The following is a 14,071-nucleotide window of genomic DNA, read 5'->3' on the forward strand; positions in this document are numbered from 1 at the left end:
TCGTCTTCGGGATGCGGGTCTCGAGGGCGATCTGCCGCTCGGTCATGCCGAGCTCTTCGGCGTAATAGAGGACCGTCTCGAGTCGGCTCCTTTCGACCTTGGCGCCGGCAGGATCGGCAAGCGCTCGGCTCGTCTCAGGGACCAGCCGCGGACCGTCGGGGTCGTCGTTGGGCACCTCGATCTCGACCTCGGCCCACTGCAGCGCCAACGGAAGCGGCGGTTTCCAGTCCTTGCACTTCGTCGCCCGCAGGGTGAGCGAGGTGTCGCCCGGGGCCAGCATGAATTCGCTGTCCAAGGCCGCATAGAAGGCGCTCGACCCGCGCGCGCGGTCGGAGGTGGCGTGGCCGGTGTGGTGCAGGATCAGGACCGTGCAGCCCCATTCCTGCCTGATCCAGTCCATGCCGCCGATGAGGGCGCCCATGTCCTTGCTGCTGTTCTCGTCGGCACCGGCCATGGCGCGCGCCAGCGTGTCGATCACCACCAGCTTGGGGTCGCTGCCGCTCTGGTAGAACAGCGCCTCGGCGGTGTCGCGAATCGCCTCGATCACGGCGCCCGTGTTCAGCAGATCGGCCAGCGGCGGAAGGCTATCGGCCAGCATGAGCGGCGCATTGCCCAGCGGTTCCTTGTGGTGCGCTTCCCAGGCCGCGACGCGCTTCCTGAGCCCGTTCCGGCCCTCGCCCGCGAGGTAGAAGACGGCGCCTTGGTCAACGTCCCGGCCGCCCCATGGCTTGCCGGTGGCGATACAACAGGCCCAGTCCACGGCGAGGAAGCTCTTACCGGCCCCTGAGGGCGCCACCAGCGCGGCGAGCGTGTCGCGCACCAGCCAGCCCTTGAGTAGCCATTCGGTCGGCTTGAGCTGGAGCTTGCCGGCCTGGGCGAAGTTCACCAGCCTGGGTGTGGCCGGGGCCTGCGTCACGCGGTAGCCGCACCTCCGACGGCTTCACGCTGCAGCGCCGCCCGGATGTTCAGGACGTGGCGGCGGATGCCCTCCAGCTCGGTGGCCATGCGCTCGCACCGCTCCGGCGTCGGGCTCCGGTAGAGCTCGATGAGTTGGGCCTGCAGGTGGTCGGCCACGTCCGGCAGCGCGGCCAGGAGCATGAGGGAGTTGGGTTGCGTGTTCGCCCGCGCGGCGATCTCGGCGGGGCTCATACGCGACGCTCCCCGGCCGTGGCATCGAGGGCACGCTTGAGGCGATCCCGAAGCTCGGTAAACGAGGCGACGACCTTGTTGCTCAGTGCTGCGGCCGGTTCGTCCGAGCCGTGGCTGGGACAAAGCCGAAGTACCGCGTCGATGGCGGTTACGGTCTCGACCATCGATGGGCGGAGTTCCGGGTTCGCGGCGTTCCGCGCGATCTGCTCATCGCTCAGCCGACTGAGGTTGGCGGCAATGCGGGACAGACCCCTCTTGAGGATGGCCTGGCTCATGCGCCACCCGCCTGGCTGGTGGCCCGCTTCTGCCGCTCCATTGCTTCGACTTCGGAGCGAAGCCATCGCGTGCACGCATGGCCAAGCTTTACGGGCTTTGGGAGGTTGCCGCACCGGGACCAGCCCCAAATAGTGTTCCGACTGACCTGATACCGTGCCGCAAGATCGCGGTCGGTTAGGTAGCGCGGAGGCTCCTGGGCGAATTTGTCATTGGCTTTGCTGCTCATATTTTCCCTGCATTGCATTGAGTGCAGGGCGATTGAACAGCTCCCGGTTGACCGGGCAAATGGGGCTAAACGTCGGATTTTGGGGAGTTAGCCCCAAATCTATCGCCGCGTGGGTCGCCTCTTGGGCGGCGACAGCTTCGAGAGGTCGGCCGGCGTGACGCCCTCACAATCGAAGTAGACACTGGCAATGGCCAGCGTTGGTCCGTGCATTGGTTTCCCGAGGCTGCTCCGAAAGAAGGCGATCAGCTTCCGAAGGAAGTACTGCCTGAGTGCATGCCTGTGGCCTGGCCGCTCGATGATCTGATCGTCGGCGCTCTTCCAGAATTCGGCTCCCTGTTCAAGACACTCTAGATACTCAGTGGTTCCGTCCATCAGGGTTGTGTAAATGGCTCCGCGAACCGCATGGAATGGGGCCCCATCATCTTCTGCTAGTTCCTGTCCCAAGTCGGAATCCGGCTCAATTCTCTCGCGGTATTCGTCGGCCGCGCGCAATCCGAAGTCGTCGATAAGAGCTTGGAACTCGAATGGCCAATCTCGCATCACTTCCTTTGTGCCGTGGAGTGATTCCAGTAGAGCCTTCAGGTGCCGGCACGTCTTCTGAATGTCTGTTGCCAGCTTGTCTTTGTTTGCGCGAGTTAGAAGCTCATACGGCTTCGGTCCCTCCAGCGCTTTCCGAATTGCCTGAGGCAGCTGCCAGGCATGGAAGTGCGGGTTCCAGCGCGGGCTTTTCTCAAGCTCGCCGCAAATCGCTGGGTAGACAGCTGACTTTTTGAGCCGCGCTATCGGGTCGGAATCGGGCGCCGCGTCTGCAGCGCCCTCGCTCCTGGTCATCTTCGTGGGCATGTCAGCCAGCGCCACCAGGGCCCCGTGCGTCACGGCGGGTCTGAGCCCGCTGCAGCACCTTGCGCACCATGTCGCCGCGGGCCGGAAGCGGCCGGCGGATGCGGGTCGGGAAGGGGATGATGGCGCTCATGCCAGCCCCCGAGCGTGGGCCTGGTTGTAGGCCTCTCGGGCCTCCGTGATGGTATCGGCCAGCAGCTGCCGGACGTCCTGGCGCAATACGTCATTGCAGTTCTCGAACGGATCCTCGAGGTCACCTATCAGGCAGTGGGCCAGGGCTTCGGCTTGGCGCAGCTTCCGCTGCGCCCGGTCGAGCACAGTCTCGCTGGAGTGGCTGGGCTGCCAGGTCGGGTCGGCCGATTCTTTGATTCTGAGTACGCTTTCCTTCGCCATGATCAGTCCTTCGCCTGGCCAGTGAGGATTTCCAGCGCGTCCGTGCACTTCTCGGACAGGTCGAAGGCGACCCACTTGATGTCCTCGTAATCCGGTGGGGAGTCGGAGGTGGACATCACCGTGGTCACACCGCGGATCTTCTGCAGCAGCACTTCGATCTTTTCCAGGTCGCGGGGGGTCAGGTTTACACTTGCGTTCGCCATGATCGTTCTCCAGTAGAACGGTTGTGGAAGGCCGCCCGGGAGGTCAGATCTCCCGGGTCGGCCGCTTTCACCGGCGGGTGCCGGATTTCTTGCGGATCGGCGTCACCTTGGCGCCGTCTGCCGCGGGTTCGGTGGTGCAGTAGGTCGCCCAGGCCTCCATCAGCTTGCGGCGCTTGTCGAAGTGCGAGCCACGCGCGTATGCGGCCTCGGCCTTGTCCTTGAGGCGGTGCGCCAGGGCATGCTCGATGGTCTCGCGGTCAAAGGCCGTGGTCTCGCCGGCCCAGTCGCGGAACGTGCTGCGCATGCCGTGCACGGTGACCTCGACCTCCATCCGCTTCAGGACGGCGCTCAGCGCCATATCGGACAGGGCCCGCCCGGTGGGCGAGGGGAACACGCGATCCGACGTCCTGGGCAGCGAGCGGAGCACGGTGAGGGCAGCCGCGGACAGCGGCACCCAGTGTTCCTTGCCGGCCTTCATTCGCTCACCGGGGACGATCCAGACGCCGGCCTCGAGGTCGAACTCGTCCCAGGTGGCGCCGCGGACTTCGCCGGAGCGGGCGGCCGTCAGGATGGCGAACTCCAGCGCGCGCGCGGCCATGCCGGCTTGCTGGCGCAGCGACTTCAGGAAGCCGGGCAGGGCGGCGTAGGGCAGGGCGGCGTGGTGCTGAACCTTCTTCTTGGCCGAGAACAGCTCTGAGAGGTGCTTTCGCCAGCGAGCAGGATTGTCGCCAGTCCGGAAGCCAGCGACGGTGGCCCATCCAATTACGGTTTCGATCCGACCCCGAACGCGGACCGCTGTCTCGTTCTTCTCCTCCCAGATAGGGGTAAGTGCATTGACGATGTGGCGCTCCTCCACCTCGTTCACAGGAAGCTGGCCCATGTACGGGCTCGCGTAGGTCCGAAGGGTGTTTTCCCACTGGGCTGCGTGCTTTGCATTGCGGAATCCAGCTCGCTTACTGGCCAAGCATCTGCGGGCACATTCATCGAAGGTGGGGATTGCCTGCACCTGCTCCAGCGCGCGTCGCTGAGCCTGTTTCTCGGCGACGGGGTCCAGGCCCTTCCAGATCAGCGAACGCGCCTCTCTGGCGCGCTCACGCGCCTGGGCAAGGCTCACGGTGGGGAAGCCGCCAAGGCCCAGATCGCGCCGGCGCTTGCCGACCACGACACGAAGGATCCAAGATCGTGCACCGGTTGCCGTCACCTGCAGTAGCAGGCCGGCCACGCCACCAACGGCGTGCAGGCCCGGGCGCGTGAGGCGCTGGACCTGGACGGCACTGAGTTCCTTGGCGAGCTTCGGCATTCCTCGGTCCCAACCTTGTACCCAACAAACCGGGGCATGGTTGGACGATACGCCTAGATACTCGCAGTTACAACAGGTGGGGCCAAAAGCCCTAAAAATAGGCGGTTGGAGGGGTTTTTGCGTTGCGGGGCGTTACGGCAGATTGCAGCCCTGCGGGTGACACCTCTTCCGCCACATCCCGGTGCGCGTCGTGGCGCCGGAATTCCAACCACGGCCTAGGGGGGCTGCATGGGTTTCTTTTCACGCGCGCTGGGTCTTCTCCGCAACCGCGAACCCGCGCCGGGGCAGGGCGCGGAGGACGAATTCGCGCGGGCGAAGGCCCGCATCGCCGCCGCCAAGGCCGCTACCGCAAAGCGCGGCGATGGCGCCGCGATCGACTGGACGGCCCTCGGCGGCCACGAGGCCTGGTTCGACCGCCCGGACGCGCTGGAGGTCGTGCAGTCCCGCCTCGACCGCGGGGAGCTCAGCCAGGAACAGGCGGAGCTGCTGCGCAAGTGGATCGTGGACGGCTATGTGGTGCTGGAAGGCGCGGTGGACCACGCCGACGTCGACGGCGTCAACGCCTACGTCGACGACCTGCTGCAGACCGACGTGCCGAACCCCGGCATCACTTTCCTCGGCTTCACGCTCGACGAGGCCGCCGGTGGCGCGGCGGTGCCGCACGCCGACCTGGTGCGGCTGTCGCCGGCGGAACGGCAGGCCCGCGCGAGGCTGAGCCCCTGGCGCATCCACGAGCTGTGGACCCGCTGCGAACCCGCCCGCCGGATCTACCAGAATGCGCGCCTGGCCGAAGCGGCGTCGCTGATCTTCGGCTGCCCCGCCTACCCGCGCTCGACCATCAATTTCTACCTCGGCAGCCAGCAGGAACTGCACCAGGACATGACGGTCTTCCACGTCTTCCCGGGCAATTACCTGATCGGCGCCTGGGTGGCCTGCGAGGACATTTCCGCCGACAGCGGCCCCCTGGTGTTTTCGCCCGGCTCGCACCGCGCGCCGGCCTACGGCAAGTTCGCCAACCACCCGCAGGACACGCTGCGCACCTGCCCGCTGGACGAGTACGCCGGTTACTACGCCTACACGAACGCGCTGGCCGCCGAGCACGGCACGAAACACTTCCTGGCCCGCAAGGGCGACGTGCTGCTGTGGCACGGCATGCTGGTGCACGGCGGCAGCGCCGTGCGCGACCCGTCGCTCACGCGCCGCTCCATGGTCATCCATTACCTGCGTGATGGCGCCGACCAGACCGACGGCATCGTGGGCCCGTTCAACTGGAACTGAGCCCGATGGCGACGGAAGCCGTGTGGCTGCTGGCGGCGGCCGTGATGCTGGTGGCGCTGCTCTACGCCTCGGTGGGGCATGCGGGGGCGTCGGGCTACATCGCGGTGATGACGCTGTCCGGCATGGCGCCGGCGGAAATCCGGCCCACCGCGCTCACGCTCAACATCCTGGTCGCCTGCCTGGGCACCTGGCAGTTCTGGCGCGCGGGCCGGTTTTCCTGGGCGTTGTTCTGGCCGTTCGCGGTGCTGGCGGTGCCCATGGCCTTCGTCGGCGGCTACCTGAACCTGCCGGCGCACGTGTTCAAGGTGCTGATCGGCCTGGTGCTGCTGTTCTCGGCCGTGCAGCTGGTGCGCCGGCCCCTGGCCGAAGCGGAGCCCACGCCGCCGTCGGTGCCGGTGTCGCTGGGCGCCGGCGCGGGCATCGGGCTGCTCTCGGGCCTGACCGGCACGGGCGGCGGCATCTTCCTCACGCCGCTGCTGATCCTCAAGGGCTGGGCACGCTCGGGCACGGCGGCCGGTGTGTCGGCGCCTTTCATCCTGGTCAACTCGATGGCGGGACTGGCCGGCAACGTCAGTGCCACCCAGCACCTGCCCGGTTTCATCCTGCCGCTGGTGGGCGCGGTGATCGTGGGTGGTTTCATCGGCGCGCACCTGGGCAGCCACCGCCTGCCGCAGGGGGCAATCAAACGCGTGTTGGCGGTGGTGCTGGTGATCGCCGGCGGGAAGCTGCTGTTCACCTGAGCCGTGCGCTCAGGCGCCCGTCCCGGCCAGCAGGGACAGCACCGCGCAGCCGCCGTGCGCGAGTACGCAGGCGGGCACCGAGCGCGTGCGCAGGAACACCGCCGCCATCACGCCGCCGAAGGCCAGGCTGGCCAGCACATCGCCAGGCCCGTCGGGCCAGGGCAGGGCAGCGCCTGCCAGCGCGGACAGCAGCGCGGCGGGCAAGGTGCCGGCGGCGCGCGAGGCGATGGGAAGCAGCCAGCCGCGGAAGGCGAGCTCGGTGAGGAAGGGCGCATAGAGCCCGGCCAGCAGGAACACCGCCGGCGACAGCGTGGCTGGCTGCCAGCCGGTGACCTCGGGCCCCAGCCAGGGCGCGAAGGTGCGCGTGGCGAAGGCCACCGCCTGCACCGCCAGGAAAGCCATGGCCGCGCCCGCGAGCCCCGCGGCCCAGGCGCGACCCGCCGGCGCCGGGCTGTGCCAGGGCGAGGGCAGGCCGTGCTGCTGGCTGGCCGCCCAGTACAGGACCAGCACGCTGCCGGTGGGGATGAGCAGCACGAGCAGCAGCGACACCAGCGAGTCGGCCCATTGCCCGGCATCGAGCGGGTTGGGCAGGTCGTTGAAGACGAAGGCGTGGCCGCGGCAAACCTGCGTGCCGGCCTCGCGGGCGAGCGTGTCGAGCGTGTCGTGCGCCGCGGCCAGCTCGAAGTCGCGCAGGCGCGAGAAGCTGATGGCGGTGCTGTCGCGCGCGCAGGCTTCCGGGCGGTGGCGGGCATGGCCGCCAACGAGGGTCTCACCGTGGACGAAGACCTCGTGCTGCAGCACGCGTTCACGCAGTGCCTGCAGCTGCGCCGGCGTGCCCTGGACCCACAGCAACGCGCGGTCGTGGTCGCCGCGCGCGGTGAGCACGTGGAAACACGCCAGCACCACCACCGCGAGCACGAGCGGCAGCAGCAGCGAAAGGGCGATCAGGCCGAGGCGTACGTGCAGGCGGATGGCGGGCGTTCCCGGGTGTGTTGGCGAGGAGTCTGGTGGCAGGCGTGGCCCACCGGCCGTCGGCGGGCGTCGCATCGCGGCGTAGGGAATTGTCGGTGCGCGCCACCGCGTCCGGCGCGGAACCGCCGTGTTTTGTCCTGCCGGGATAACGGCGTTTGCCATGCTGCCGCGCTGTAGGAAATCACCTAATGCACGCAGGGCAACTTGCCATTGATGCCGTTGTTTCCTTCGCCTAGGTTAGGGCGGAACCCTGGGGAGGGACCGCACGTGATCAGAGTTTTCATCCTGGACGACCACGCGCTCGTGCGCACCGGCTACCGGCTCATCCTCGAGAAGAGCGGCGAGGTCGAAATCATCGGCGAAGCCGCCACCGGCGAGGAAGGCCTGCCGCTCATCCGCAAGCTGCGCCCCGACGTGGTGCTGTGCGACCTGCACCTGCCCGGCATCAGCGGCCTCGATGTCACCGAACGACTGGTGCGCTCCGAGCCCGACACCAAGGTCATCATCGTTTCCATCCAGGAAGACGGGCCGATGCCGCGGCGGCTGATCGAAGCCGGCGCCTTCGCCTACCTCGGCAAGGGCTGCGATCCGCAGGAACTGGTGCGCGCGGTGCGCGACGTGTTCCGCGGCCGCCGCTACCTGGCCACGCAGGTGGCGCAGCGCATGGCGCTGGAAGGTTTCGGCGGCAAGGGCTCGCCCTTCGACGCGCTGTCGCCGCGCGAGATGCAGGTGGCGCGGCTGCTGTGCCAGGGCCTGCGCATGGAGGAGATCGGCCGGCGCCTGAGCCTGAGCGGCAAGACGGTGGCCACGCACAAGTACCGCCTGTTCGAGAAGCTGGGCATCCGCGACGCCATTTCGCTGGCGCGCCTGGCCGGGCAGCACGGCATCTCCGACCCGGCGTCCGCGCTGGGCGCCTGAGCGCAGGCAAAAAGAAAGGCGCCTTGCGGCGCCTTTCCTTCGGTTCAGCCCTGCTTGCCGGGCTGCGGCGGCTGGCCGGGCTCGGCCAGCGTCCAGTCCGGGGCGGCCGGCGTCGGCTCGGCGGCCTGCGCGGCGCGCACCTCGGCTTCCGATGGCGGGGCGTCGAACACGGCCGGCTGGGTGCGGATGAACGGGTTCACCGGCGCGGCCTGCACCGGCGGCTCCGGTTCGGCCGGGATCAGGCTCTGCTGCACCGGCGCGCTGGGCGCCGGCGTCGGGGCCGCCACTACGGGCGGCGCCACCGGGGCAGGGGCCGCCACGACCGGCGCCTCGGCGCGAACGACCGGCTCGGCCACCGCGACGGGCTCCGCCACCGGTGCTTCGACCACGGCCGGCGCCACCACGGTTTCAGCCACGGTCACCGGTTCGGCGCGCGGGGTGATGTCCGCCTCCGGCTCCGCTTCGACTTCCTCGACGCCCGGCGTAGCCGCCACGGCGGCCATCACCGCCACCGGCACCACCGAGGGCGAGGGGCTGGGCGCGGGCGCACGCGGCGCTTCCGGCTTCGGCGCCGCGGCCACCGGGGCCGGGGTCGGCTCCAGGTCGTCGAAATCGGACTCGCTGGCGGTCACGGTCGGCACGGCGGCCGAGGAACGCGGCGCGGCCTCGTCCTGGCCCATGTCCTCGTCGTCGAAATCACCCTCAGCGTCGCCACCCTGGCCCTCGTTGCCGGCCTGGCCGGCTTCACCCGCGGCACCTTCGGTGCGACGGCGGCGACGGCCACCGCGACGGCCGCGACGGCGGCGCCCGGTACCCTCGGCTGCGGCGGCATCACCGCCGGCGGTGACCGGGTTCTCGAGGCCCTCGGCCACCACACCCTCATCGGAAGACGACGCGGCCGGCGACACCAGGCCTTCGACGCCCTCCACGGCCACGGCCGCGGCCGCGCCTTCGACGCCACCCTGCGCTGCCTGGCGGGCAGCGCGGGCTTCGCGGCGCTCCTGCTCGCGCTTCTGGTTCTCGAGGCGCTGCTGTTCGCGGCGCTCGGCTTCCTTCTTCTGGTTCTCTTCGCGGCGCTGCTGCGCCTCGAGACGCTTCTGCTCGTCCTGGCGCTTCTGTTCCTCGGTGCGCTCGGGCTTGGGCGGACGCGGCTGCTTGCCCTGCTGCGGCTGCGCGGCCTGGCCACCCTGGCCCGGCTGCGACGGCTTGCCGCCGCGGTCGCGCTCGATGCGTTCGCGACGACCACCGCGCTCGTTGCGGTCGCGGCGACCACCACGCTCGCCGCGCTCACCGCGGTCGTTGCGCTCGCCACGCTCGCCGCGCGGGGCCTGCGCCGGGGCGGCGCTGGCCGGGGCCTCGTCGCCGGTGAACACGGCCATCAGGCGCGCCAGGAAACCGCGCTTGGGCGCCGGGGCGTGCACGAACACCGGGGCCGGCGTCGGCTCGGGGGCCGGCGCTTCCTCGCGCACCGGCGCCGGGTTCGGCGGGCGCACGGCGGTGACGGCCGGCAGGTCGGGCACGTTGATGTGCGCCTTGGTGAGCGAGTGCACGGCCAGCTTGCGCGGGGTGGTGCGGTGGTAGCTCGGCTTGCCGGCTTCCTCGCCCAGCTCGTTCTCGCGCAGGCGGCTGATGTTGAAGTGCGGGGTCTCAAGCTGGTCGTCGGCGACGATGACCACCGGCGCGTCGTGGCGCTGCTCGATCTCGATCAGGGCGCGGCGCTTTTCGTTGAGCAGGTAGTTGGCGATTTCCGGCGGGGCCTGCACCAGCACCTGCCCGGTGTTCTCCTTCATCGCGTGCTCTTCGACCAGGCGCAGGATCGACAGCGACAGCGACTCGACGCTGCGCATGCGGCCATGGCCCTCGCAGCGCGGACAGACGATCTGGCTCGATTCGCCCAGGCTCGGGCGCAGGCGCTGGCGGCTCATCTCGAGCAGGCCGAAGCGCGAGATGCGGCCGATCTGCACGCGGGCGCGGTCCTGCTTCAGGGCCTGCTGCAGGCGCTCCTCCACCTGGCGCTGGTGCTTGCCGGAGGTCATGTCGATGAAGTCGATCACCACCAGGCCGCCCAGGTCGCGCAGGCGCATCTGGCGGGCCACTTCGTCGGCGGCCTCGAGGTTGGTGTTGAACGCGGTCTCCTCGATGTCGCTGCCCTTGGTGGCGCGCGAGGAGTTCACGTCGATGGCGGTCAGCGCCTCGGTCTGGTCCACCACGATCGAGCCGCCGGAGGGCAGGCGCACCTGGCGCTCGTAGGCGCCCTCGATCTGGGATTCGATCTGGTAGCGGTTGAACAGCGGCGTCGGGTCTTCGTAGAACTTGAGCTTGCGCAGGTTCTGCGGCATCACCGACTGCATGAAGTCGCGCGCTTCGTCGTACATCTCCCGGGTGTCGACCAGGATCTCGCCGACGTCGGCGCGCAGGTAGTCACGCAGGGCGCGGATGATCAGGCGCGATTCCTGGTAGATCAGGAAGGGGGCGGGCTTGGACAGGGCGGCGTCGGTGATCGACTTCCAGACCTGGAGCAGGTAGTCGAGGTCCCACTGCAGCTCGTCGGCGGCCCGGCCGACGCCGGCCGTGCGGATGATCACGCCCATCTCGTCGGGGATGGTCAGCGCGTCCATGGCCTCCTTGAGGGCGGCCCGGTCGTCGCCCTCGACCCGGCGCGAGACGCCGCCGGCGGTGGGCGAGTTCGGCATCAGCACCATGTAGCGGCCGGCCAGGGAGATGAACGTGGTCAGGGCGGCGCCCTTGTTGCCGCGTTCCTCCTTGTCCACCTGGACCACCACTTCCTGGCCTTCGCGCAGGAATTCCTTCAGGCCGGCCTTGTTCGGGTCGACGCCGGGGACGAAGTAGTCGCGGGAGATTTCCTTCAGCGGCAGGAAGCCGTGGCGCTCGCCGCCGTATTCCACGAACGCCGCCTCGAGGGACGGCTCGAGCCGGACGATGCGGCCCTTGTAGATGTTGGACTTCTTCTGTTCCTTCGAGGGCTGCTCGATGTCGATGTCGTAAAGGTTCTGGCCATCGACGATCGCCACGCGCAGTTCTTCGGCCTGCGTGGCATTGATCAGCATACGTTTCATGGTGGATTCCTCACGCGCTCGTACCGCGAGGAACGCCGGGGTCCGCGCCCGATGTTTCTGGCCCGGGGCGCATGGCGCACCCGGGCCTGGCAGGAACTTCCAGCGCTACGAAACCTTGGGCGTACCCGCGGGAGCGCTTGTTGTGTTTGTTCGGTCTAGGGGCCCGGACCCCGCCTGGCGGCGCCCGGTGTTCGCAGGCCCAGGGGCCGGCGGCAATATCCGTCCGCCTTCGGCACCGGCTAACATGGTCACCCCCGTGGGGTGTGGTAGCGGTTCCTCGGGATTCGCAGGGGTCGGCTTTCGGCCGGTGACCCCCTGCGAAATCAGGACGTTATCTCGCGCAGTGATTGTATAGGGGCAACCCCCATGGCGGCAAACGATGTCTCGACTGGCGTGAGACTGGTCCGGGTCCCGGAGGACCGGGACGGCCAGCGGCTGGACAACTTCCTGCTCCTGCAGCTCAAGGGCGCGCCCCGCAGCCTGGTCTACAAGCTGGTGCGCAGCGGCCAGGTGCGCATCAACGGCAAGCGGGCCAAGGCCGACAGCCGCCTGTCCGGGGGCGACGAGGTGCGCATCCCGCCGGTGAAGCTGAACGAGCCGGGCGAACAGCGGCCGCCGCCGAAGGGCCTGCTCGACCGCCTGGCGGCCAGCATCCTGTTCGAGGACAAGGCCATCCTGGCCGTGAACAAGCCCAGCGGCCTGGCCACCCACGGCGGCAGCGGCATCAGCCACGGCCTGATCGAGTCCCTGCGCGCGCTGCGCCCTGGCGAGCCGCTGGAACTGGTGCACCGGCTCGACCGCGACACCTCGGGGGTGATCATCATCGCCAAGAAGCGTTCGGCCCTGCTCGAGCTGCAGGCGCTGATGCGCGGCGGCGAGGACGACGAGGGCCCGGGCAAGATGTACCTGGCGCTGCTGGTGGGCCGGGTGCCCAACGGCACGCTCACGGTGGACGCGCCGCTGCAGAAGTCGGTGCTCCAGGGCGGCGAGCGTTCGGTGCGGGTCGACCCCTCGGGCAAGCCCTCGGTCAGCCACTTCAAGGTGCTCGAGCGCCGCGGCGGCCACAGCTTCTGCGAGGTGCGCATCGAAACCGGCCGCACGCACCAGATCCGCGTGCACGCCGCGCACCTGGGCCACCCGGTGGCCGGCGACGACAAGTACGGCGACGAGGAAATCAACAAGCGCCTGGCGCAGCAGGTGGGCCTGAAGCGCCTGTTCCTGCACGCGGCGTCCATTGAGTTCGCGCTCGACCAGGGCAAGACGCCCTACCTGATCAACGCGCCGCTCTCGGACGAACTCAAGGCCGTGCTCGACCGCCTGGGCTGACCCCCTTGCAGGAGGGCCTTCAGGCCCGACCGGCTTATGGTTACCGGGATCGTTCTCGGCAGCGGGCCGCCGCACGAGAAGTCCCCAGTCCGGACACGCCGTGAACCCATCCATGGGGGCTCGTCGTCGACATCCATGTCTCCGACGGTCCGGCCTGGGGACTTCTCATGCGACGACCCGGCGAGGGTCATCGGCCGGCAGATCGACCGTGCCTACGCTCCACGCCCCACACCGGAAATCGCTCCGGCCCTGATACGCCGCGGGACGTCGTGCGCAAGTGCGCGTGGCGGCCCACCGCCGGGAACGATCCCGGCATACCGGACGCCGGCCTGAAAAGCGTCGCGCCTGAAGGCGCTCCTACAGGAGGAGCTCGGCCTTGGCGGCGCAGGTGAAGTCGTTTTCGCTCAGGCCGCCCACGTCGTGGGTGGAATAGCGCACCACGGCGCGGTCGTAGTGCACGCCCAGGTCGGGGTGGTGGTCTTCGGCGTGGGCGATGAAGGCCAGCGCGTTCACGAAGGCCATCGTCCGGTAGTAGTCGGGGAAGCGGAAGGTCTTCGCGATGGCGGCGCCGTCTTCCACCAGGGCCCAGCCGGGCAGGGCGGCCAGGCGGGTGGCCACGGTGGCGGCGTCGAGCTTGTGCTGCGGGCCCTTGAGCGGCTGGCAGCGGCGGGCGGCGAGTTCACTGATCGGGGTCATGACAGCGTTCCGGCGAGGTGGGGGCGAAGTATAGGGCCCGGGGTTAGAATGCGCGTCATGATCAATCTCTCCGAAGGCGCGCAGGCGTATTTCCTGCGCCTGCTGCAGTCGCAGGGCGGCGACGCCGTCGGCATCCGCCTTTCCGCCGTGAGCCCCGGCACGCCGCGCGCCGATGCGCGCCTGGAATTCTGCGACCACGGCGACCTGCTCGGCGACGAATGGGCGATCGACTGCCAGGGCTTCACGCTCTACGTGGATGCGCCCAGCGCGCCGTGGCTCGAAGGCGCCGAGATCGACTTCACCGCTAACGCCACCGGCGGCCAGCTCAGCATCCGCGCGCCGCGCATCAAGGGCGAGGCGCCCGCCGAGGGAGCCGGCCTGGTGGAACGCGTGCGCTGGCTGATCGATTCCGAGATAAACCCGCAGCTGGCTTCGCACAAGGGCCGCGTCGAGCTCGATTCGATCGACGCCGACGGCGTGGTCTACCTGCGCTTCGGCGGCGGCTGCCACGGCTGCGGCATGGCCGACGTGACGCTCAAGCAGGGCATCGAGAAGACGATGATGGGTCGCATCCCGGAAGTGACCGCGGTGCGCGACGCCACCGACCACAGCACCGGCAGCGCGCCCTACATAGCCCGCGGCTGAACGCGGCCGGCGGGGCCGGATTCGCCTTAACC

Annotated in this window: 15 protein-coding genes; 5 read left to right on the plus strand and 10 right to left on the minus strand. The window is 69.2% G+C overall.

The window, feature by feature from the left end; genetic code table 11:
- The 7 genes from ACE3Q2_RS06135 to ACE3Q2_RS06165 form a co-directional block, all read right to left on the minus strand.
- The coding region (locus tag ACE3Q2_RS06135) for a helicase RepA family protein (RefSeq protein WP_374473404.1) at nt 1–886 on the minus strand (886 nt) is incomplete at its 3' end.
- A gap of 26 nt (nt 887–912) precedes the next feature.
- Nucleotides 913–1,149, minus strand: coding sequence for a hypothetical protein (locus ACE3Q2_RS06140; RefSeq protein ID WP_374473405.1), 237 nt, complete (start codon nt 1,147–1,149; stop codon nt 913–915).
- Nucleotides 1,146–1,424 carry a hypothetical protein gene (locus tag ACE3Q2_RS06145; RefSeq protein WP_374473406.1) on the minus strand — a complete coding sequence of 93 codons (279 nt, stop codon included), beginning with the start codon at nt 1,422–1,424 and terminating at the stop codon, nt 1,146–1,148. The genes ACE3Q2_RS06140 and ACE3Q2_RS06145 overlap by 4 nt, the downstream gene beginning before the upstream one ends.
- A gap of 326 nt (nt 1,425–1,750) precedes the next feature.
- Entirely contained in the window at nt 1,751–2,494 is a 744-nt protein-coding gene (locus tag ACE3Q2_RS06150) for a hypothetical protein (RefSeq protein ID WP_374473407.1), read from the minus strand.
- Nucleotides 2,495–2,620: 126 nt separating this feature from the next.
- On the minus strand, nt 2,621–2,884 hold the full coding sequence (locus ACE3Q2_RS06155; RefSeq protein ID WP_374473408.1) for a hypothetical protein: 264 nt from the start codon (nt 2,882–2,884) through the stop codon (nt 2,621–2,623).
- A gap of 2 nt (nt 2,885–2,886) precedes the next feature.
- Complete coding sequence (locus ACE3Q2_RS06160; protein WP_374473409.1) at nt 2,887–3,087, minus strand: hypothetical protein; 201 nt, start codon at nt 3,085–3,087, stop codon at nt 2,887–2,889.
- A 67-nt stretch (nt 3,088–3,154) separates the two neighbouring features.
- The gene (locus ACE3Q2_RS06165; protein WP_374473410.1) at nt 3,155–4,387 is read right to left on the minus strand and encodes a tyrosine-type recombinase/integrase; all 1,233 of its coding nucleotides are present in this window, start codon (nt 4,385–4,387) and stop codon (nt 3,155–3,157) included.
- A 228-nt stretch (nt 4,388–4,615) separates the two neighbouring features.
- On the opposite strand from ACE3Q2_RS06165, the gene ACE3Q2_RS06170 reads away from it, so the two are divergent.
- On the plus strand, nt 4,616–5,665 hold the full coding sequence (locus ACE3Q2_RS06170; protein ID WP_374473411.1) for a phytanoyl-CoA dioxygenase family protein: 1,050 nt from the start codon (nt 4,616–4,618) through the stop codon (nt 5,663–5,665).
- A gap of 5 nt (nt 5,666–5,670) precedes the next feature.
- Entirely contained in the window at nt 5,671–6,405 is a 735-nt protein-coding gene (locus ACE3Q2_RS06175) for a sulfite exporter TauE/SafE family protein (RefSeq protein ID WP_231693924.1), read from the plus strand.
- 9 nt (nt 6,406–6,414) lie between these two features.
- On the opposite strand, the gene ACE3Q2_RS06180 is transcribed toward ACE3Q2_RS06175, so the two are convergent.
- Nucleotides 6,415–7,452 carry a CPBP family intramembrane glutamic endopeptidase gene (locus ACE3Q2_RS06180; protein WP_374473412.1) on the minus strand — a complete coding sequence of 346 codons (1,038 nt, stop codon included), beginning with the start codon at nt 7,450–7,452 and terminating at the stop codon, nt 6,415–6,417.
- 192 nt (nt 7,453–7,644) lie between these two features.
- Here ACE3Q2_RS06180 and ACE3Q2_RS06185 point away from each other — a divergent pair, with 192 nt between their 5' ends.
- Nucleotides 7,645–8,295 (plus strand): response regulator, encoded by a 651-nt coding sequence (locus ACE3Q2_RS06185; protein ID WP_374473413.1) that lies wholly within the window; start codon nt 7,645–7,647, stop codon nt 8,293–8,295.
- Between the two features lie 44 nt (nt 8,296–8,339).
- Here ACE3Q2_RS06185 and ACE3Q2_RS06190 read toward each other — a convergent pair whose 3' ends face one another.
- On the minus strand, nt 8,340–11,372 hold the full coding sequence (locus tag ACE3Q2_RS06190; RefSeq protein WP_374473414.1) for a ribonuclease E/G: 3,033 nt from the start codon (nt 11,370–11,372) through the stop codon (nt 8,340–8,342).
- 366 nt (nt 11,373–11,738) lie between these two features.
- On the opposite strand from ACE3Q2_RS06190, the gene ACE3Q2_RS06195 reads away from it, so the two are divergent.
- Nucleotides 11,739–12,698, plus strand: a complete 960-nt coding sequence (locus tag ACE3Q2_RS06195; RefSeq protein WP_231693920.1) for an RluA family pseudouridine synthase — start codon at nt 11,739–11,741, stop codon at nt 12,696–12,698.
- A gap of 357 nt (nt 12,699–13,055) precedes the next feature.
- On the opposite strand, the gene ACE3Q2_RS06200 is transcribed toward ACE3Q2_RS06195, so the two are convergent.
- The gene (locus tag ACE3Q2_RS06200; RefSeq protein WP_231693919.1) at nt 13,056–13,394 is read right to left on the minus strand and encodes a 4a-hydroxytetrahydrobiopterin dehydratase; all 339 of its coding nucleotides are present in this window, start codon (nt 13,392–13,394) and stop codon (nt 13,056–13,058) included.
- A 57-nt stretch (nt 13,395–13,451) separates the two neighbouring features.
- On the opposite strand from ACE3Q2_RS06200, the gene ACE3Q2_RS06205 reads away from it, so the two are divergent.
- On the plus strand, nt 13,452–14,039 hold the full coding sequence (locus ACE3Q2_RS06205) for an NfuA family Fe-S biogenesis protein (protein WP_231693918.1): 588 nt from the start codon (nt 13,452–13,454) through the stop codon (nt 14,037–14,039).
- Nucleotides 14,040–14,071 lie beyond the last annotated feature (32 nt).

The sequence above is a fragment of the Arenimonas sp. genome, assembly GCF_041913985.1.
In the GTDB taxonomy this organism is placed as follows: Bacteria; Pseudomonadota; Gammaproteobacteria; order Xanthomonadales; family Xanthomonadaceae; genus Arenimonas.

Excerpts from the sequence above, each read along its gene's own strand:
- ACE3Q2_RS06175 (WP_231693924.1), top strand. The coding sequence starts at position 5,671 with ATGGCGACGGAAGCCGTGTGGCTGCTGGCGGCGGCCGTGATGCTGGTG.
- ACE3Q2_RS06160 (WP_374473409.1), bottom strand. The coding sequence starts at position 3,087 with ATGGCGAACGCAAGTGTAAACCTGACCCCCCGCGACCTGGAAAAGATC.
- ACE3Q2_RS06145 (WP_374473406.1), bottom strand. The coding sequence starts at position 1,424 with ATGAGCCAGGCCATCCTCAAGAGGGGTCTGTCCCGCATTGCCGCCAAC.
- ACE3Q2_RS06180 (WP_374473412.1), bottom strand. The coding sequence starts at position 7,452 with ATGCGACGCCCGCCGACGGCCGGTGGGCCACGCCTGCCACCAGACTCC.
- ACE3Q2_RS06150 (WP_374473407.1), bottom strand. The coding sequence starts at position 2,494 with ATGCCCACGAAGATGACCAGGAGCGAGGGCGCTGCAGACGCGGCGCCC.
- ACE3Q2_RS06195 (WP_231693920.1), top strand. The coding sequence starts at position 11,739 with ATGGCGGCAAACGATGTCTCGACTGGCGTGAGACTGGTCCGGGTCCCG.
- ACE3Q2_RS06205 (WP_231693918.1), top strand. The coding sequence starts at position 13,452 with ATGATCAATCTCTCCGAAGGCGCGCAGGCGTATTTCCTGCGCCTGCTG.
- ACE3Q2_RS06190 (WP_374473414.1), bottom strand. The coding sequence starts at position 11,372 with ATGAAACGTATGCTGATCAATGCCACGCAGGCCGAAGAACTGCGCGTG.
- ACE3Q2_RS06200 (WP_231693919.1), bottom strand. The coding sequence starts at position 13,394 with ATGACCCCGATCAGTGAACTCGCCGCCCGCCGCTGCCAGCCGCTCAAG.
- ACE3Q2_RS06165 (WP_374473410.1), bottom strand. The coding sequence starts at position 4,387 with ATGCCGAAGCTCGCCAAGGAACTCAGTGCCGTCCAGGTCCAGCGCCTC.
- ACE3Q2_RS06140 (WP_374473405.1), bottom strand. The coding sequence starts at position 1,149 with ATGAGCCCCGCCGAGATCGCCGCGCGGGCGAACACGCAACCCAACTCC.
- ACE3Q2_RS06155 (WP_374473408.1), bottom strand. The coding sequence starts at position 2,884 with ATGGCGAAGGAAAGCGTACTCAGAATCAAAGAATCGGCCGACCCGACC.
- ACE3Q2_RS06170 (WP_374473411.1), top strand. The coding sequence starts at position 4,616 with ATGGGTTTCTTTTCACGCGCGCTGGGTCTTCTCCGCAACCGCGAACCC.